The following is a 19,213-nucleotide window of genomic DNA, read 5'->3' as shown; positions in this document are numbered from 1 at the left end:
CTCCCGCCCCCCTCCGGGGGCCACCCTCCCCCGCAGAGGGGGGAGGGGATGCGCGTCGGTCGCAAAGCATCCTCCTGCGTCCGGGTGCCGATCTCACCGGCTTTCGCGATGCCGCGCGCCGCCTCGTCGCGCAGAGCGTCCCGCCCGAGGCAGTGACGTGGTCGGTGACGGATTCGCCCGGCCTGTTCGGCGCCGAGCCGGTTCAGGCTGCAAGCGCGCCGCTCGCCCTGCCCAAGGCCGTCGCCGGGTTGATCCCCCAGGTGATCCCGCACCGTGATCCCGAGCGCTACGGCCTGCTCTACGCCCTGATCTGGCGGGTCTGCCAGGGCGAGCGGCACCTGATGGAGGTCGGCAGCGATCCCCTGGTCCACCGCCTGCACCGGATGGCGAAGGCGATCGGGCGTGACCTGCACAAGATGCACGCCTTCCTGCGCTTCCGCCGCGCCGAGGATTCGGGCGGCGAGCATTTCGTGGCGTGGTTCGAGCCCGACCATCACATCCTGGAGGCGGCCGCGCCGTTCTTCGTCGCGCGCTTTCGCGGCATGCGCTGGTCGATCCTGACGCCCGACGGCTCGGCGCATTGGGATACGGACACCTTGACCTACGGCCCACCCGGGGACCGGACCGCGCTGCCCGAGGGCGACGGCTTCGAGGCCGGCTGGCAGACCTATTACGAGAGCACGTTCAACCCGGCCCGGACCAACCTGAAGGCGATGCGGGCGGAGATGCCCAAGAAGTACTGGCGCAACATGCCCGAGACCGCCGCGATCCCCGCTCTCGTCCGGGCGGCGGCGGGCCGGACCGAAGCCATGATCGAGAGGGAGCCGACCGTGCCCACACGCCGCGAACCCGCCCGCGCCGTCGCCGCCATGGCCGACCAGGACCCGAAGACGCTCGACGAACTGAACGCGATCATCAAGCGCACCGAGCCGCTGGTCCTGGGCGCCACGCAGGCGGTTCTCGGCGAAGGGTCGGTCGGCGCGACCATCGCCTTCGTGGGCGAGCAGCCGGGCGACCAGGAGGACCGGCAGGGCCGCCCCTTCGTGGGGCCGGCGGGGCAGCTGCTCTCGCGGGCCATGGCGGAGGCCGGGCTCGACCGGGGGGCGAGCTACCTCACGAACGCGGTCAAGCACTTCAAGTTCGAGGAGCGCGGCAAGCGCCGCATCCACCAGAAGCCCACGGCCGGGGAGGTCAGCCATTACCGCTGGTGGCTCGACCGGGAACTCGACTTCGTGGCCCCGAAGCTCGTGGTCGCGCTCGGCGCCACCGCGGTGCTGGCGCTCACCGGCAAGGCGGTGCCGATCACGCGGGCGCGCGGACCGTTCCGGTTCGACCGCTTCGACAACCGCTTCCAGGGCTTCATTACGGTCCACCCGTCCTACCTGCTGCGCCTGCCCGACGAGGCCAAGGCGGAAGCCTACGCGGCGTTCGTGGACGACCTGCGCCGGGTGGAGGAGATCGGGCGCGAATTGGCCGCGTGATCGGCATCCTGTTGAGAGTTGCGCTCCTCTGTTTTTTTGGCGCTGGCTCGGCCTTCAGCGCGCGGGCGTTCCGGATTAACATTGCTGGATGGACAGTCAGGCCGCCATTGCGATCTTGCGCGCCAACGAGGCCGCGTTGCGAAGCCGCGGCGTTCGACATGCTGCCCTGTTCGGCTCGATCGCCCGGGGGGAGGGGCATTCGGGAAGCGATCTCGATGTGATGATCGATATCGACACCGAGGTTGTCCGTGACGTGTACGACTATGTCGGTGTCACCGGGTTCATCGCCGACCTGTTTCCGATCCGCGTCGATGTCGCCAACCGCGACGGCCTGAAAGATCGGATCCGGGAGCGGGCCGAGCGCGATGCCCTTGTCGCCTTCTGAGCGCGACCGCGCCGCCTGACCAGCATCCCCACGTGCCGTGGCGTCAGATCGCCGGGGCTGGCAACGTCGACCGCCACGGCTACGACAGCGTGACCCTGGACATCGTCCGGCTCACCGTCCACGACGAATGGCCCGTTCTCGTCGCGGCCTGCCGTGCCGAGCTGGACCGCGTGCCCGAGCCCTGATCGCCCCGAGACGCCTGCGCCCATGACCGTCGAGACCGCCGCCGCAAGTCCCAAAAAAGTCGGCCCGGGCGATCAGGTGATCCTGGTCGACGGCTCGTCGTTCATCTTCCGGGCCTATTTCCAGTCGATCAACCAGGACCAGAAGTACAATTCGCGTCCCTCGGACGGGCTGCCCACCGGCGCCGTGCGGCTGTTCTGCACGAAGATCGCCCAGTTCCTGCAGGAGGGCGCGGCCGGCATCATGCCGACCCATCTCGGCATCATCTTCGACAAGTCCGAGGGCTCGTTCCGCAAGGAGATGTTCCCGGACTACAAGGGCCACCGCCCCGACGCGCCGGATGACCTCAAGCGTCAGATGCCGCTGATGCGCGACGCCGTGCGGGCCTTCGGCCTGCACGCGGTGGAACTGGTGCGCTACGAGGCGGACGACCTGATCGCCACCTACACGCGGCAGGCGGAGGCACGGGGCGCGGGCGTCATCATCGTCTCGTCCGACAAGGATTTGATGCAGCTCGTCGGGCCGCTGGTCCGGTTCTACGATTTCGAATCCGGCGCCAAGGGCAAGGCCGGCTATCGGCCCGAGCGCAACCTCGACGTCGAGGCGATCATCGCCAAGTGGGAGGGGCTGCAGCCCAACCAGATCGGCGACGCGCTGGCACTGATCGGCGACACCTCCGACAACGTCCCCGGCGTGCCCGGCATCGGCCTGAAGACCGCCGCGGCCCTGATTAAGGAGTTCGGCAGCCTCGAGGCGCTCTTGGAGCGGGCGGGCGAGATCAAGCAGCCCAAGCGCCGCGAAACGCTGCTCGCAAATGTCGAGCAGGCCAAGCTGTCGCGCAAGCTGGTGGCTCTGGTGGAGGATGTGGCGGTCCCAGTCGACCTGGACGATCTGCGCGTCCCCGAGCCCGACCCGCAAAAGCTCGTCGGATTCCTCAAGGCGATGGAGTTCAACACCCTCACCCGCCGCATCGCCCAGATGCTGCATGTCGACCCCGAGGCGGTGAAGCCCGATCCGGCGCTGCTGCCGGGCGCCAAGCCCCACGGTTCCGGCAACGGCGCCGGCGGCAGCGACGCGGTGCCGTTCTTCGGCGATTCCGTCCCGCCGGACCCGGAGACTGCGGCGGCCGGCGCCGACCGGCCGCCGGGCGCCGCCCCGCCCGAGGGTGGCGAGGTCGATCCCTTCGCCGATCTCGACCTGCCTGACGCACCAGCGAAGCCCCGCGCGCCGATCGAGGCGACGCCCGGCAACGTGGTCGCCGCCCGCGCTGCCGAGGCGGTGGCGCCGTTCGACACCGCCGCCTACGAGACCGTCGCGTCCCTGGAGCAGCTCGACGCCTGGATCGCCGAGGCCGAGGAGGCCGGGGTGGTCGCGGTCGATACCGAGACCGACGCGCTCGACGCGCACAAGGCCGGGCTCGTCGGCGTTTCCCTGGCCACCGCCACCGGCCGGGCCTGCTACATCCCGCTGGCCCATGTCCAGGCCGCCAAGGTGCAGGCCGATGCCACCGACCTGTTCGGCGAGGGTGCCGCGGCCTCCGACGTGGCCGAGCCGGTGCCCGGCCAGATTCCGCTCGACGCGGCCATCGCCCGGCTGAAGCCGCTCCTCGAGAATCCCGGGGTGCTGAAGGTCGGCCAGAACCTGAAATACGATTGGGCCGTACTCGCCCGCTACGGCATCGAGATCGCGCCGTTCGACGACACGATGCTGATCTCCTACGTGCTCGACGCCGGCAAGGGCGGGCACGGCATGGACGAGCTGGCCCGCCGCCATCTCGGCCACCAGCCGATCACGTTCTCCGATGTGGCCGGTACGGGCCGGAACAAGGTCAGCTTCGACCGGGTCGCCATCGACAAGGCCACGGCCTACGCGGCCGAGGACGCGGACGTCACCCTGCGCCTGTGGCGGATGATGAAGCCGCGCCTCGTCGCCGAGCGGCGCGTGGCGGTCTACGAGACCCTGGAGCGGCCGCTCCTGCCGGTGATCGCCCGGATGGAGCAGCGGGGCATCCGGGTCGACCGCGAGATGCTGAGCCGGCTGTCCGGCGACTTCTCGCAGATCCTGGTCCGCCTGGAGGAGGAGATCCAGGAGGATGCCGGCGAGAAATTTTCCGTCGGCTCGCCCAAGCAGATCGGCGACATCCTGTTCGGGAAAATGGGCCTGCCGGGGGCGAAGAAGACGCCCTCCGGCCAGTGGGCGACGCCCGCGACCCTGCTCGAAGAAATGGCCCAGGCCGGGCATGAATTGCCGAAGAAGATCCTGGAGTGGCGCCAGCTCTCGAAGCTGAAATCCACCTATACGGATTCGCTCCAGACCCATGCCGATCGGGAGACGGCGCGGGTCCACACCTCGTTCTCGCTGGCGGCGACGACGACGGGCCGCCTGTCCTCCTCCGAGCCGAACCTCCAGAACATCCCGATCCGCACCGAGGAGGGCCGCCGCATCCGCCGCGCCTTCGTGGCGGCGCCGGGCAACCGGCTGATCTCGGCGGATTACTCGCAGATCGAGTTGCGGCTGCTGGCCCACATGGCCGACATCCCCGAGCTGCGCAAAGCGTTCGCGGACGGTATCGACATCCATGCGGCGACCGCCTCGGCGATGTTCGGCGTGGCACTTAAGGACATGACCCCGGACCTGCGGCGCCGGGCCAAGACCATCAATTTCGGCATCATCTACGGCATCTCGGCCTTCGGGCTGGCCGACCGGCTCGGCATCGGCCGGGAGGAGGCGTCGGCGTTCATCAAGCAGTATTTCGAGCAGTTCCCGGGCATCCGCGACTACATCGACACCACCAAAAAGATCTGCCGGGACAAGGGCTACGTCACGACGCTGTTCGGCCGGGTCTGCCACTATCCACAGATCCGCTCCAACAACCCCTCCGAGCGCGCCAGCGTCGAGCGCCAGGCGATCAACGCCCCGATCCAGGGCTCGGCCGCCGACATCATCCGCCGGGCCATGACCCGGATCGAGGGGGCGCTCACCGCCCAAAAGCTCAAGGTCAGCATGCTGCTGCAGGTGCACGACGAACTGGTTTTCGAGGCCGCCGAGGACGAGGTCGAGCGCGCGATCCCGATCATCCGCGGCGTGATGGAGGAGGCGCCGGCGCCGGCCCTGACGCTGCGGGTGCCGCTGGTGGTGGAGGCCAACGCGGCGGGGAACTGGCAGGAGGCGCATTGAATCGTCGGCCCACGCCATCCCGGCGGTCTAAGCAACGTCGTGCGACGAAGGCGGCGGGCAGGATCGCAGGACGTCGGCGATGAACGCGTCCTTGGCGGCGCGGTACAGCGTCATCGGGTGATCGTGGTGGGCGCGCTTCAGCGCATTGTAGCGGGCCACCCGTTCGGGATCGGTGCGCAGGACCGCGGCGAAACGGTGGAAGACATCGAGCGGGCCGCCTTTGACGGTGAGCTGGATACCGAGATGTGGCGTTTGGCCGGCATCTGCGAATGCCGCGAAGTCATCGGTTCGGATTGAACCGTCGTTGCGTGTGAAGCGTGCCGCGAGGCAGCGTTCAACGGCGGCGAAGTCCTGCCTCTCGACGCGCACCGCGATGTCGAGATCCCCTTTGGTTACGCAGCCGGGCACGGCGGTGGCGCCCACATGTAGGATCTCCGTCGCGGGCGGCAGGACCGGTTCGAGGGTCTGCCTGATGACTGCGAACAACCGCTCCGCGACTGCGCGGGCCGCGTCGGCGTCTTCGATCAGACGGAAGCGCTGAACGTCGGTCATTCGGTCGATCATCGAATTGAGCCGGGCAGCCTTGGAAGTATGGCCGAAGACGGCCATACGCGGCATCACCCATGATGCAGATCACCGCCGCCCCGTGACCGACCCCCTGGCCTTCCTCTCCGGCGGCGGCGAGGCCGCGCGGCTGATTCTTGCGCGGGACTGGTCCGGCCATCCCCTCGGCCCCCCAAAAGCCTGGCCGGCGGAGTTTCGCGCCGCCCTGTCGCTGGTGCTCAACTCGCCGGAATCGATGATCCTGGCCTGGGGGCCGGATCTCCATTTCTTCTTCAACGACACGTATTTTCCCCTGCTCGGGCCGCGGCTGCCCTGGGCCATGGGGGCGCGGTTCGACGAGGTCTGGGCCGATGGCTGGGCGCAGGCCAAGCCGATCATCGAGGCTGCCATGGAGGGTCGGCCCGAGCGGTTCATCGACCTGCCGTGGCGGCTCGACACCGACCGGGGCGCGCAGGACACGTGGTGGACCTTCTCGTATTCGCGGGTGCTCGACGCGGACGGCAAGGTCGCGGGCCTGTTCATCCTCACCAACGAGACCACCGGCCGGGTGCTGGCCGACGCCGCCCTCACGGAGAGCCGGGGCCGGCTGGAGACGGCGCTCGCGGAGCTGCGCGACCTCAACGCCTCCCTGGCCCTGCAAGTCGAGGAACGCACCGCCGACCGCAACGCCCTGTGGACCCTCTCGTCCGACATGATGCTGCGCTGCCTGTTCGACGGGACGATCACCGCGGTGAACCCGGCCTGGACGGAGGTGCTGGGCTGGCGGGCCGACGAACTGGTTGGCACCAACCTGATCGGTTTCGTCCACCCGGACGACCTGGACCGCACCGCCGCGGGCGGACAGCAGCTGGCCGAGGGGCGCAGCCAGGCCCGCTTCGACAACCGCTACCGCCACCGGGACGGCAGCTACCGCTGGATCACCTGGGCGGCCCGGCCCGGCGACGGGGTGATCAACGCGGTCGGGCGCGACTTCACCGCGGAGCGCGAGCGCGCCGACGCGCTCGCCGCCGCCGAGGAGGCCCTGCGGCAATCGCAGAAGATGGAGGCGGTCGGCCAGCTCACCGGCGGCATCGCCCACGACTTCAACAACCTGCTCGCCGGCATCTCCGGCTCGCTGGAGCTGATCCAGACCCGGCTGGCCCAAGGGCGCCTCATGGATGTGGACCGCTACATCAACGCCGCCCAGGGCGCGTCCAAGCGCGCCGCCGCCCTGACGCACCGCCTCCTCGCCTTCTCGCGTCGGCAGACCCTCGACCCGAAGCCCACCGACGTGAACCGTCTGGTGGCCGGCCTGGAGGAGATGATCCGGCGTACGGTCGGCCCCGCCGTGGCCGTGACGGTGACGGCCGCCCCGGACCTGTGGCCGGCCCTGGTCGACCCGCCGCAGCTCGAGAACGCGCTGCTCAACCTGTGCATCAACGCCCGGGACGCCATGCCGGAGGGCGGCCGGATCACCATCGCGACCGCCAATGCCACCCTCCACGCGCGCGAAGCCCGCCGCCTGGACATGCCGCCGGGGCCGTATCTCGTGCTGCGCGTGACCGATACCGGCACCGGCATGCCGCCGGAGATCGTCGCGAAGGTGTTCGAGCCGTTCTTCACCACGAAACCGATCGGCCAGGGCACCGGCCTCGGCCTGTCGATGATCTACGGCTTCGTCCAGCAATCGGGTGGCGAGGTGCGGATCGTCTCGGAGGTCGGCCGCGGCACCGATGTCTGCCTCTACCTGCCCCGCCACCGGGGCGCCGTGGCGGAGGAGGATCCGCACGCCGCATTCGGCGCGCCGGCCCGGGCGGCGCCGGGGGAGACCGTGCTGGTGGTCGACGACGAGCCGACCGTGCGCATGCTGGTCACCGAGGTGCTGGAGGATCTCGGCTACACGGCGATCGAGGCGGCCGACAGCGTCGCCGGCCTGAAGGTGCTGCAATCGGACGTGCGCATCGACCTGCTGGTCAGCGATGTCGGTCTGCCCGGCGGCCTGAACGGGCGGCAGATGGCCGAGGCCGGCCGGGTGACGCGCCCGGGCCTCAAGGTGCTGTTCATCACCGGCTACGCCGAGCACGCCGTGCTGGGCAACGGCCCGCTCGCCCCCGGCATGCAGGTGATCACCAAGCCGTTCGGGGTCGAAGTTCTGGGCGCCCGCATTCGCGAGATGATCGGAACGGCTTGACCGCGCCGCCGGTCCGGGCCTTCACAGAGCGAAAGACACCAACCGGGAGGACAGGATGCGGGCTCTGCTGTGCACGAGGCTCGACGGGCCGGAGCAGCTGGAGATCGTGGAGCGCCCCGATCCGGTGCCGGGCCCCGGGCAGGCCCTGGTGCGGATCCGGCTCGCCGCCCTCAACTTCTTCGACACGCTGATCGTGGCCGGCCGCTACCAGGTGAAGCCGCCGCTGCCGTTCTCGCCGGGGGGCGAGGGCGTCGGCGTGGTCGAGGCGCTGGGGGAGGGGGCCGCGGGCGTCGCGATCGGCGACCGGGTCATCGTCCATGCCGGCCACGGCTGCTGCGCGGAGCTGATCGCCATCGACACCGCCAAGCTCACGCCGGTGCCGGAGGCCGTGCCGGACGCGCAGGCCGCGGGGCTCACCATCACGTACGGCACCTCGCTGCACGCGCTGGCCAACCGGGCGCGCATCCAGCCGGGCGAGTGGCTCGCTGTGCTCGGCGCCTCCGGGGGCGTCGGCCTCGCCGCGGTGGAACTCGGTCGGCTGATGGGTGCCCGGGTGATCGCTTGCGCCTCCTCGGAGGAAAAACTCGCGGTCGCCCGCGCCCACGGCGCCGAGGCGACGCTGGTCTACGACCCCGCCACCCTCAAGGACGAGTTGCGCCGCATCAGCGGCGGCGGGGTCGACGTGGTCTACGATGCGGTCGGCGGCGACTACGCCGAGCCGGCCCTGCGGGCCCTGGCCTGGCGCGGGCGCTACCTCGTCATCGGCTTCGCCGCCGGCGGCATCCCGCGGCTGCCGCTCAACCTGATGCTCCTGAAGGAACTCGATGTGCAGGGCGTGCACTGGGGCGCCTTCCTCGACCGCGAGCCGGAAGCGCACCGGGCCGACCAGCGCCGGCTGCTGGCCTGGGTCGCCGAGGGTAAGCTCACCGCGCAGGTTCACGGCACCTACCCCTTGGACGAGTTTCCGGAGGCCTTCGGGTTGCTGACCCGCCGGGCAGCCGTGGGCAAGGTGCTGCTGCGGCCGTGACCGCGCCGCACGGCGTGCTCAACTTCCACTCATAGATGATTGGGCTGGTTTCGGCTAAAAGGCGATCCGTGACAAAGCATTCATGCGGTGAACCGGCTCGATCCGGTGGACCGACGCAATGGAATGTCGATCTTTAAGCACTTCTTGTTACGCTCCTGCGATATCGTTCCGTTCGTTGGTCCGGGATGGAGGTCGGCATGCAGCGGTCTAGAAGTATCACAACTCGATTTATTTTAGTATCACTGCTCGGTTTTGTGCTTCTGAGTGTCAATTCCTTCTCCAGTATCATGAGTATCAAAGCCGTCAACGACTCGGCCCGGGAGATGCGGGATATCTGGAACGCGAAAAACCACGAGCTGGACAATCTCCAGTTCCTGGCGCTGCGGTATCACACGACGACGATCCGTAAGGTGATCGCCGACGACAGTGCCGAAAACCGCGACCTGGATGCTGAGTTCATCGAGATGGACGCGGCAATCCCGGAGATGTTCAAGCAATACCGGTCGCATATCGGGGCGTCCGATGAGACCGCCTTGTGGAACAGGTTCGAGGCGCGGTGGCAGGCCTATCTCGCGTCGCGAGACGCGATCATGGCGGCGCTCAAGCGCGGCGACCGCAACGCGGCCCGCGACGCCATCGCGCCGGCCCGCACGCCCCTGGTGAACGCCTTCGGGGCGCTGGCGGACCTCGCCAAGGTCAACGCCGCGGGCACGCAGGCCGCGACGCGGCGGGCCGAGGAGGCCTACGCGACCGCCTGGACCGTCACGGCCGCCCTGCTGATCGCCGGCTTGGTCGCCACGGCTGGAGCCCTCTGGCTGATCCTGCTGGGCGTCGCCCGCCCGATCCGGTCGATGACCGGGATCATGGCCCGGCTGGCGGCGCAGGACCTGTCCGTCGCCGTGCCCCATGCCGGGCGGCGTGACGAGATCGGCGCGATGGCGGCCTCCGTGCAGGTGTTCAAGGATGGCCTGATCCGGGCCCAGGCGCTGGAGGCGGAAACCGCGCGCGCCCGGGCGGACGCCGAGGAGCAGCGCAAGACGGGCATGCGCCACATCGCCGACGCCTTCGAGGGGTCCGTCGGCGGTATCATCGGGACGGTTTCGGGGGCGTCCGCGGCGCTGCAGGCCACTGCCGCCACCATGACCAGCACGGCCTCCGGCACCGCCAGCCAATCCCTGCGGGTGGCGAGCGCGGCCGAACTGGCTGCCGCCAACGTCAACACCGCGGCCTCCGCGGCGGAGGAACTCGAAAGCTCCGTCCAGGAGATCGGCCGTCAGGTGTCGAGCGCCGCGGCTTTGACCCAGGCCGCCGTCGAGGACGCCGCGTCAACGGCTCATCTGGTGCAGGAGCTGAGCGGTGCCGCCGCCCGGATCGGCGACGTGGTCACGATGATCACCAGCATCGCCGGACAGACCAACCTGCTGGCGCTCAACGCGACCATCGAGGCGGCTCGCGCCGGCGAGGCCGGGCGCGGCTTCGCCGTGGTCGCTGCCGAGGTGAAGGAGCTGGCGAGCCAGACCGCCCGGGCCACGGACGAGATCAGCGGTCATATCGGGCGGATCCAGGCTTCGACCGAGGACGCGGTCTCGGCCATTGGCCGCATTGGCGGGCGGATCCAGGAGATCAGCGCCGTCGCGACCCTGATCGCGGCCGCGGTAGAGGAGCAGGGGGCCGCGACCCGGGAGATCGCCCGCAACGTCACCGAAGCGGCGTCGAGCGCCGGCGAGATGACGAGCAGCATCTCCGGCGTCGCGGACGCCGCCAACCAGACCGGGACGGCGGCGGACCAGGTGCTCAGCTCGGCGTCCGAGCTGTCGCTCCGGTTCGAGCATCTCCGGAGCGAGGTGACACGCTTCCTCGCGACGGTGCGGGCCGCCTGAAGATTCGGATCAGAGCAGGCCGCGCGCCTTGGCGAGGCCGATCAGGTCGGCCTGGGGGCGCGCGCCGATATGCTGGATCACCTCGGCGGCCGCCAGCGTGCCGAGGCGGGCGCTGGCGACGTTGTCGAGGCCGCGGGCATGGCCCGCCAGGAACCCGGCCGCGAACAGGTCGCCGGCCCCGGTCGTGTCCAGAACCTCGCGGACCGGGCTCGCCTCGACGGACCGGACCTCGCCGCCCTGCACCACCAGGGCGCCGTCCGACGAGCGGGTGACCAGGCCGAGCAGGTGTCGGCCGCGGGCGTTGCGCTCGTCGCGCAGGGCGGCCACGGCGGCCTCGGGATCGTCGGTCTGGTAGAGGCTCTGGAGTTCGCCGATATTGGCGAACAGGATGTCGATGCTGCCGTCGCGCACGAGGCCCAGGAACTCGTCCCGGTAGCGGCCGACGCAGAATGCGTCCGAGAGGGTCAGCGCCACCGCGTTGCCGGCCTGGTGGGCGATCTGGACCGCCTTGCGGAACGCATCCTTGGCGGCGGGCGGGTCCCACAGGTAGCCTTCGAGGTAGACCACCCGGGCCGAGGCAACGAGCGCCCGGTCCACGTCCTCGGGCTTCAGCCCCTGGCAGGCGCCGAGATAGGTGCTCATCGTGCGCTCGCCGTCGGGCGTCACCAGCACGAAGCAGCGGGCCGTGGCCGGCCCCTCGGTCGCCGGCGGAACCGTGAAGCCGACGCCCGTGGCCTTGAGGTCGTGGCCGAACAGGCCGCCGAGCTCATCGTTCCGAACTTTGCCGACGAAGCCGGTCTTGGCGCCGAGCAGGGCCGCGCCCACCGCGGTGTTGGCCCCCGAGCCGCCCGAGACGATCGTGGCCGGGCCCATCGCGGCGAACAGGGCCTCCGCGCGCTCCTCGTCGATCAGCTGCATCGCGCCCTTGGTCACCCCCTGGGCGTCCAGGAAGGCGTCGTCCGTGCGGGCGATCACGTCGACGATGGCGTTGCCGAGCACGAGGAGATCGAGGGGTGTGGTCATCCGGGCGTCCTGATTCGCGTTTGCGCCGCTGTGACATCCACCTCGGATCGGATCAAGCCGCGGGCTCTGCGGGGGGCGGGAGATCGGCGAACAGCTCGGCGACGGACAGGCTCAGGCCGGGCGGGGTCAGGTCGAGGGTGCCCTCGGTGGCGATCCGGGTCGCGATCAGCCCTTCGGCGCCGCGCGCATGGTGGATGACCAGGCGCTTGACCGGGTCGATCATCAGATAATGCGCGACGCTGGCGATGCTGAAATAGCCGGATAGCTTGCTGCCGGAATCGACTGTAACCGTGCTGGGCGACAGCACCTCGACCACGAGGATCGGATTGGGGATCTCGATCGCGTCCGGGTCCGCACGCGCGCCGCAATAGACGAGGGCGTCGGGCTCGAAGACCGTCGTGTCGTCGATGCGCACGCTCATCCCGTCCGGCAATGCGCGACAGGGGAGCTGCGTCCGGTTCAGGGCGGATCGGAGGGCGAGATAAGCCGAGGCCTTGACCTCCGCATGCCGAACCCGCTCCGGCGACATCGCGACAACCTGGCCTTCGACCAGCTCGTAGCGTCCCGGCTGGTCCTCGGCCCAGACCAAGAACTCGTCGACATTCATCCGGGGCTTCGGCTGCGCGATCATGGCTTTAAGGTATCACGATTCGCTACCGCACCGAGGCGAGCCTCACCCCGCGATCTTCTCCAACGCCACGTCGCGGGTGCGCGGCCCCAGCAGCCCGACCAGCGACCCAGCCGCCAGCATCGCCGCGGAGATGAACAGGAAAACCCCCGGGGTGCCGGCCTCGCGCAGCACGAAGGCGATGACGAACCCCGTAAAGATCGCCGAGAAGCGGCTCCAGGAATAGACGAAGCCCACGGCCCGGGCGCGGATGCCGGTGGGGAACAGCTCGGCCTGGTAGGCGTGGAAGCTGTAGGACATCACGTTGGAGGCCAGCGTCAGGCCGATCCCGAGCGCGACGATCGTCGGGACATCCCGGGTCTGCGCGAAGGTCAGCCCGCAGGCGATGTAGACCAGCGCGGCGGCCACGATGACGTGCTTGCGCTCGAACCGGTCGGCGATGGCGAGCCCGATCAGCGGCCCGACCGGGGCGGCCAGCGCGATCAGCGCCGTGTAGGCGAGGCTCGACGTGATGGTGATGCCCTGCGCCACCAGCAGCGTCGGCACCCAGTTGGCGAAACCGTAGAAGCCCACCGTCTGGAACACGTTGAAGCCGGCCATCATCAATGCCCGGCGCCGGTACGGCGGCACCCAAAGATCGCCGAACGCGCCCCGCCTCTGGATCGGCTCCGGTGGAGCGGGCGGCGGCAGGGGGCGGCCATACTCGGCGGCGACCTGGCCTTCCAGGCGCCGCAGGACCGCGTCGGCCTCCGCGAGCCGCCCGCGCTCGACCAGCCAGCGCGGGCTCTCCGGAAGGCCCGCGCGCAGCCACCAGACCCCGATCGCCGCGGTGGCGCCGATCAGCACCACCCAGCGCCAGCCGTCGATCCCCAGCGGCGCCGTCGGGATCAGCAGGTAGGACAGGAACGCCACCACCGGCACGGCGGTGAAGCCGATGCCCTGGCACAGGGCGAAGGCGCGGCCGCGGATCCCCTTCGGCACCAGCTCCGAGAGGTAGCTGCCGATGGTCACCATCTCGAGGCCCAGGCCGATCCCGGCGATCAACCGCCAGAGATTGAGCCCGAACGCCTCGGTCTGACAGGCCATCACCACGTTGGCGGCCGTGTAGGACAGGAGCGACCACGTAAAGATCGCCCGGCGGCCGAACCGGTCGGCCAGCCAGCCGCAGACCAGGGTGCCGATGAACAGCCCGGTGAACAGGGCCGCCACGAAGCTCGCGACGCCGCTCGCGCCGAACAGCCCGGGGGTGGTCGGCGTCAGGATCCCGGCCTTCACGAGGCCCGGGGCGACGTAGCCGGTGAACAGCAGGTCGTAGAGTTCGAAGAAGAAGCCGAGGCCGAGCAAAGCCACGAGGCGCCAGACCGTGCGCGTCGGCGGCAACCGGTCGAGGCGGGCCAGGATGGCGCCGGGGTCCAGGATGCTTCCCTCGGGCTGCGCGATCCGTGTCGTCGCCATCCGCCCGCGTCTCCCGTACCCAGTGTTGTCCCTATCCGTTCGCCACTGCCTTGGAACTGTCACGCCTGCAAGGGTTCGTTGGTGCACTTTTGTGGTGACCACGCGTGAGTCGGATCGGGATCCGCTGGCGCAAAAGGTCACGTATATGGTACTATTTGGATGAGGGTCCGGGAGTTCATCGATCATCGTGGGCGGAGTCCCTTCGCCCAATGGTTCGACGCTCTCGACGATCAGGCGGCTGCCAAGGTGACGGTTGCGCTCTTGCGGATGGAGCAGGGCAACCTGTCCAACGCCAAGTCGGTGGGCGGCGGCGTCGAAGAGTACAGGATCGACTGGGGACCGGGATACCGACTCTATTTCGGACGGGACGGAGGCGCCTTGATCCTCCTGCTCTGCGGTGGAAGCAAGCAACGGCAGCAACAGGATATCAGCGAGGCCCGTGCACATTGGGCCGTATACAAACGGCGCAAGAAGGAGGGATGATGGCCCTGACGCGCAGCTTCAAGGAGACGGTGAAGGCCCGAGCCCAGCGCGACCCCGCCTTCCGTGCCGCACTCCTGACGGAGGCGGTCGAACTCTTCCTGGCGGGGGAGGTGGACACAGGGAAGGCGCTTCTGCGTGACTGCGTCAATGCCACCGTCGGGTTCGAGCGCTTGGCGCAGGAGACGGGCTCGACCTCGAAGAGCCTGATGCGCATGCTGGGCCCTTCCGGCAACCCGACCGCCAGCAACCTGTTCGCGATCCTGCGCAGCGTCCAGAAGGCTGTCGGTGTCGAGCTGGCGGTCACGGTGGCACGCTGAACTCGAACGCGCCTCAAACCCCGAACACCGACCAGCCCATCCGCTGGGTCAGGCGCTCCAGGGCGACGCGGCCGAGATGGGAATTGCCCGCCGCGTCGAGGCCCGGCGACCAGACCGCGATCGAGGCCTTTCCGGGCGCCACCGCCAGGATGCTGCCGCCGACGCCGCTCTTGCCCGGCAGGCCGACCCGGTAGGCGAACTCGCCCGAGCCGTCGTAGTGGCCGCAGGTCAGCATGATCGCGTTGATGCGGCGCGCCCGCTCGGCCGAGACGACATTGTGCCCGGTCGAGGGGTTGCGGCCGTTATGGGCCAGGAACCGGCCCGCCATGGCGAGCTGTCGGCAGGTCATCGCGATGGCGCAGTGGTGGAAGTAGACGCCGAGCGTGTAGTCCACCGGGTTCTCGATCACGCCGAAGGACTTCATGTAGTTGGCGAGCGCGGTGTTGCGGAAGCCGGTGCGCTTCTCGGAGGCCGCCACCTGCTCGTCGATGGTGATGGTCGGGTCCTGGGCCAGGAACTGCATGAAGCGCAGGATCTCGCCCAAAGCCTCCCGGGGCGCGTGACCCGAGAGGATCACGTCGGTCACCGCGATGGCGCCGGCGTTGATGAACGGGTTGCGCGGCACCCCGCGCTCGCGCTCCAGCTGGACGATCGAGTTGAATGGGTTGCCGGAGGGCTCGCGCCCGACCCGCTTCCACAGCCGGTCGCCGACCATGCCGAGCGCCAGGGTGAGCGTGAACACCTTCGACACGCTCTGGATCGAGAACGGTATCTCGCTGTCGCCGCCGACGGTGACGGCACCGTCTGCATCGATCACCGCGATGCCGAACTGGTTCGGGTCCACGAGGGCGAGTTCGGGGATGTAGTCGGCCACCGCGCCCCGGTCGGAGCGCAGGGCCATCTCGTCGGAGATCTCCCGGACGACGCTGTCGAGATCGGGCACGGCCAGGCCTCGCGGTGCGCCCCGATCAGGCCGCCGCCAGGGACATCGACATCGATTCCTTCTTCATCAGTTCGCGGAAGAAGCCGTCGAGGTGGGTCAGGTTGTCGGGCGAGCCGTCCTGGATGATGCGGCCACCCTCCAGCACCACGATCCGGTCGAAGTCCTGCAGCGTCGACAGGCGGTGGGCGATGGCGATGACGGTGCGGCCCTTCATGAGGTTCGCGAGCGCCTGACGGATCGCCTGCTCCGATTCCGCGTCGAGCGCCGAGGTCGCCTCATCGAGCAGCAGGATCGGCGAGTTCTTCAGGATGGCCCGCGCGATGGCGATGCGCTGGCGCTGGCCCCCCGAGAGCTTCACGCCGCGGTCGCCGACCATCGTGTCGAAGCCCTCCGGCAGAGCCTGAATGAACTCGGTGCAGCGCGCCGCCTCGGCGGCCTGCCAGACCTCCTCGTCGGTGGCCTCAGGCCGGCCGTAACGGATGTTCTCGCGCAGGGAGCGATGGAACATCGACACGTCCTGCGGGACGACCGTGATCGCCTCGCGCAGGGATTCCTGGGTCACCAGCTCGACCTTCTGGCCGTTGATGCGGATCTCGCCGCTCTTCACGTCGTAGAAGCGCTGCAGCAGCGAGAACAGGGTCGACTTGCCGCCGCCCGACTTGCCGACGAGGCCGACCTTCTGGCCCGGCTCGATCACGAGGTCGAAATCGGTGAACACCGGGCGCCCGTCCGGATAATTGAAGGCGACGTGGTCGAACTCGATCTTGGCGCCCTGGCCGGCGAGCGGCTTGGCTTCCGGATGGTCCACGAGGTCGTGTGGCTGCAGCAGGGTGTGCAGCGCCTCGGCAAGGCGGGCGGTGTGCTGCGTCGCGTCGACCAGGGCCACCGCGAGGTCGCGGGTGGCCGCCAGGATGCGGATGCCGAGCGTGCAGACCAGCACCACCTGGCCGTTGGTCGCCTGGCCTGCCTCCCACATCTGGATCGCCCAGTAGAGCAGGCCGAACACCGCCAAGACGGTCAGCACCGCGTGCACGATGCGCAGCTTCTCGAGGTAGAGCAGCGACGAGCGCCGGGCGCGCATCTCCGTGGCGATCGTGCCCTCGAAGCGCTGGCCTTCGCGCTTGAAGCCCGAGAAGGCGCGCACGAGCGACATGTTGCCGACGAGGTCCACCATCTCGCCGTCCACCGAGGCCGCCTTGGCCGCGAAGTCGTGGTGCAGCGGCTTGCCGGCCGCCGCCATCTTGAACATCAGCACGACGACGGCCGCGAAGACGCCGGCCAGGATCGCCGCCATGGTGGTGTTGACGGTAGCGATGTAGGCGATCGATCCGAAGGCCGCGACGGTCGGCGGCATCACGTTGAACACGAACATGTTCTCGACCGTGAAGATCGCGTTCGAAGTCGCCGTGATGCGCGACGCCAGGGTGCCCGGCTGCCGGTCGGAGAAGAAGGTCGGCGAATGGCCGGTCATGTGCCGGAACAGGTCGCGCCGGATGTCGCCGGTGACGCCCACGAACGTGAAGGCCCCGGTCAGCGCCGCAACGCGCCAGAGCATGTTGTCGGCCGCGATGAAGCCGATCAGGACGGCGAGCGCCCCCCAGACCACGGTGTTGCCCGGGCCCGGCCCCTTGGTCAGCGCGTCGACCACGCCCTTGAGGGCATAGTCGGTCGAGACCGAGAACCCGACCGCACCGAGCACGGAGATCAGGATCACCAGGTGGGGCACCCAGCGGCGCCGGAGGTATCGCCCGACGAAGGCGAAGGGCCTCTCAGCGTATTGGTGCAGCTCTTCCATCGCGGTGACCATTCCGTATTCACGCGGCACTGGCTGGTGCGGGCTGAGGCGGAGTGCAACGCGGGCGCAGTCGGACCCGCAGCGGCAACGCAACAGCGTTGCCATATGTTGCACCGGCCCGCACCTCCCGCGCGCTTTTATCTCTCAAACCTGAACGCCGCTTGAGCGGCGTGGATACATGCAAGCGAATCCGATGCCGCGGATCACGCCTCCTCCGTCGGCTGGCGCGTCTCGGGCATGATCAGCGCCACCAGCATGAAGGCCGCGAAGCCCATGAAGGCCAGTCCCAGGAAGGCGCTGTGGCTGCCCAGACGGTCCGCCATGATCCCGGCGATCGACGTCGAGAGCGCGGCGCCCACGCCCATCGCGGTGCCGACCGCGCCGAGCGCAAGGTTGAAACGTCCCGTGCCGCGGGTGAGATCCGAGACCACCAGCGGCACCATCACGCCCAGCACCGAGGCGGAGATCCCGTCCAGAACCTGGATGGCGACCAGGCCGTAGGGGTTCGTGGTGTAGGCGAGCATCAGCCCGCGGACCGGCAGCGCGCCGAAACCCAGGAGCAGCACCGGGTAGCGGCCGAACCGCTCGGCGGCCCGGCCGACCGCGGGGGCGCTCACGGCGAGCACCGCCTGCGGGACCATGATGCAGGCCGCGATCAGCGCGGTGGCGGTCTCGCTCGCCCGCAGGGTGAGGACGCTGCCCACCAGCGGCAGCATCGCGGCGTTCGCCAGGAAGAACAGGACCATGCAGGCCGCGAAGCACAGGAGCCCGCGATTGGTCAGCAGCGCCCGGACGCCGTCCTGCCCGGCGGCGCGGGGCTTCTGGGCCGAGGCCGACTTGGCGTCCGACTTGGAGGCCGCCTCGGGGACCGCGTCCTTGAACACGTTGGCGTCGATCTCGTCGGCGCGGATCCGCGTCAGCGCGATGATCGTCGGCACCACCAGGGCCGCGGTCAGGTAGAACACCGCGCCGTTCGAGATATAGTAGCCGATGGCGCCCATGCCGGCGGCGCCGAGCGCGTTGCCGACCGCCGCGAAGCTCGCGTTGCGGCCGAGGCGCTCCCCCGCCCGGGCCCGCCCGACCAGCCCGATGCTGATCGCCGCGATGGCCGGCGTGAGCACGCAGCTCGCCCCCGAATGCACCGCCATGGCCAGGAGCACCACCGGGAAGCTCGGCCAGACCGCCAGCGCGAAGGCACTGCCCGAGATGCCGATCACCGCCACCGCGGCGGCGAAGCGCTTCGAACGCACCACGTCGACGAAGGCGCCGCCCGGCACCTGGCCCAGCAGCGCGACGAGGCTGCCCACGGTGAGGGCGAAGCCGATATCCGACTGGGTCCACTTCGCCTGCGAGAAGTACACGGCCAGGAACGGCCCGAACCCGGTCTGCAGGTTGGCCACGAAGAACGCGAAGGCGTCGAGGCCGTGGCGGCTTGCCGCCGAGAGCGTTCGGTCCACCGGCACGGCCTCCGCGGCCGCCCGCGCCGGCTCGCGCGCGACCTCGGCCGACTGATCTTTCAGGCGGACGGGCCGCGACCGCGGGTCCTGTCGGGACACCTCGCGCTCGCGGGGGGAAACGGCGGGTCTTGCCTTCAATCGGGCCACCGTCACTTATCCGGGGCCTTTTCCGGAGGGGTGGCGGGAAGCGGGGCGGCCGGCGCCGGCGCAGGAGGTGCGGTTGCGGTCGCCGCGGCGGGCGGCGT

Annotated in this window: 16 protein-coding genes; 9 read left to right on the top strand and 7 right to left on the bottom strand. The window is 69.6% G+C overall.

What is annotated here, in order from left to right:
- The 4 genes from FV233_RS22290 to polA all read left to right on the top strand — a co-directional run.
- The coding region (locus tag FV233_RS22290) for a UdgX family uracil-DNA binding protein (protein WP_246690060.1) at positions 1–1,481 on the top strand (1,481 nt) is incomplete at its 5' end.
- Positions 1,482–1,569: 88 nt separating this feature from the next.
- Positions 1,570–1,866 carry a nucleotidyltransferase domain-containing protein gene (locus FV233_RS22285; protein ID WP_147898800.1) on the top strand — a complete coding sequence of 99 codons (297 nt, stop codon included), beginning with the start codon at positions 1,570–1,572 and terminating at the stop codon, positions 1,864–1,866.
- Positions 1,863–2,051, top strand: coding sequence for a HepT-like ribonuclease domain-containing protein (locus FV233_RS22280; RefSeq protein ID WP_147898799.1), 189 nt, complete (start codon positions 1,863–1,865; stop codon positions 2,049–2,051). Before FV233_RS22285 ends, FV233_RS22280 begins: the two co-directional genes overlap by 4 nt.
- A gap of 22 nt (positions 2,052–2,073) precedes the next feature.
- On the top strand, positions 2,074–5,226 hold the full coding sequence (gene polA / locus FV233_RS22275) for a DNA polymerase I (RefSeq protein ID WP_147898798.1): 3,153 nt from the start codon (positions 2,074–2,076) through the stop codon (positions 5,224–5,226).
- 27 nt (positions 5,227–5,253) lie between these two features.
- Here polA and FV233_RS22270 read toward each other — a convergent pair whose 3' ends face one another.
- Complete coding sequence (locus tag FV233_RS22270; RefSeq protein WP_238259983.1) at positions 5,254–5,835, bottom strand: GrpB family protein; 582 nt, start codon at positions 5,833–5,835, stop codon at positions 5,254–5,256.
- Between the two features lie 37 nt (positions 5,836–5,872).
- Here FV233_RS22270 and FV233_RS22265 point away from each other — a divergent pair, with 37 nt between their 5' ends.
- The 3 genes from FV233_RS22265 to FV233_RS22255 all read left to right on the top strand — a co-directional run bounded on the left by FV233_RS22265 (position 5,873) and on the right by FV233_RS22255 (position 10,867).
- Positions 5,873–7,960, top strand: a complete 2,088-nt coding sequence (locus FV233_RS22265) for a PAS domain-containing sensor histidine kinase (protein WP_147855842.1) — start codon at positions 5,873–5,875, stop codon at positions 7,958–7,960.
- A gap of 55 nt (positions 7,961–8,015) precedes the next feature.
- Positions 8,016–8,987, top strand: coding sequence for an NADPH:quinone oxidoreductase family protein (locus FV233_RS22260; protein WP_147855841.1), 972 nt, complete (start codon positions 8,016–8,018; stop codon positions 8,985–8,987).
- Positions 8,988–9,172: 185 nt separating this feature from the next.
- Complete coding sequence (locus FV233_RS22255; RefSeq protein ID WP_348642247.1) at positions 9,173–10,867, top strand: methyl-accepting chemotaxis protein; 1,695 nt, start codon at positions 9,173–9,175, stop codon at positions 10,865–10,867.
- Between the two features lie 9 nt (positions 10,868–10,876).
- Here FV233_RS22255 and FV233_RS22250 read toward each other — a convergent pair whose 3' ends face one another.
- The 3 genes from FV233_RS22250 to FV233_RS22240 are packed head-to-tail and all read right to left on the bottom strand — an operon-like array spanning position 10,877 to position 13,973.
- Positions 10,877–11,890, bottom strand: a complete 1,014-nt coding sequence (locus FV233_RS22250) for an adenosine kinase (RefSeq protein WP_147898796.1) — start codon at positions 11,888–11,890, stop codon at positions 10,877–10,879.
- A gap of 52 nt (positions 11,891–11,942) precedes the next feature.
- Positions 11,943–12,521: a Uma2 family endonuclease gene (locus FV233_RS22245; RefSeq protein WP_147856193.1), complete on the bottom strand. Its 579-nt coding sequence runs from the start codon at positions 12,519–12,521 to the stop codon at positions 11,943–11,945.
- A 42-nt stretch (positions 12,522–12,563) separates the two neighbouring features.
- Positions 12,564–13,973 carry an MFS transporter gene (locus FV233_RS22240; protein ID WP_147898795.1) on the bottom strand — a complete coding sequence of 470 codons (1,410 nt, stop codon included), beginning with the start codon at positions 13,971–13,973 and terminating at the stop codon, positions 12,564–12,566.
- A gap of 159 nt (positions 13,974–14,132) precedes the next feature.
- Between FV233_RS22240 and FV233_RS22235 the strand changes: the two genes are divergently transcribed.
- Together FV233_RS22235 and FV233_RS22230 are read left to right on the top strand one after the other, a co-directional pair.
- Positions 14,133–14,456, top strand: coding sequence for a type II toxin-antitoxin system RelE/ParE family toxin (locus FV233_RS22235; RefSeq protein WP_147856106.1), 324 nt, complete (start codon positions 14,133–14,135; stop codon positions 14,454–14,456).
- Positions 14,456–14,773, top strand: a complete 318-nt coding sequence (locus tag FV233_RS22230) for a transcriptional regulator (RefSeq protein ID WP_147898794.1) — start codon at positions 14,456–14,458, stop codon at positions 14,771–14,773. The genes FV233_RS22235 and FV233_RS22230 overlap by 1 nt, the downstream gene beginning before the upstream one ends.
- 13 nt (positions 14,774–14,786) lie before the next feature.
- On the opposite strand, the gene FV233_RS22225 is transcribed toward FV233_RS22230, so the two are convergent.
- The 3 genes from FV233_RS22225 to FV233_RS22215 all read right to left on the bottom strand — a co-directional run bounded on the left by FV233_RS22225 (position 14,787) and on the right by FV233_RS22215 (position 19,121).
- A complete protein-coding gene (locus tag FV233_RS22225; protein ID WP_147856105.1) occupies positions 14,787–15,716 on the bottom strand; it encodes a glutaminase in 930 nt (309 codons plus the stop codon).
- 25 nt (positions 15,717–15,741) lie between these two features.
- Entirely contained in the window at positions 15,742–17,511 is a 1,770-nt protein-coding gene (locus FV233_RS22220) for an ABC transporter ATP-binding protein (RefSeq protein ID WP_147856104.1), read from the bottom strand.
- Between the two features lie 203 nt (positions 17,512–17,714).
- Positions 17,715–19,121, bottom strand: a complete 1,407-nt coding sequence (locus FV233_RS22215) for an MFS transporter (RefSeq protein ID WP_147898793.1) — start codon at positions 19,119–19,121, stop codon at positions 17,715–17,717.
- Between the last annotated feature and the right edge of the window lie 92 nt (positions 19,122–19,213).

This window comes from Methylobacterium sp. WL7 (assembly GCF_008040085.1).
Lineage (GTDB): Bacteria > Pseudomonadota > Alphaproteobacteria > Rhizobiales > Beijerinckiaceae > Methylobacterium > Methylobacterium mesophilicum.
The sequence above is the reverse complement of the archived record's forward strand: the minus strand, read 5'-3'. Positions and strand labels throughout refer to the sequence as shown.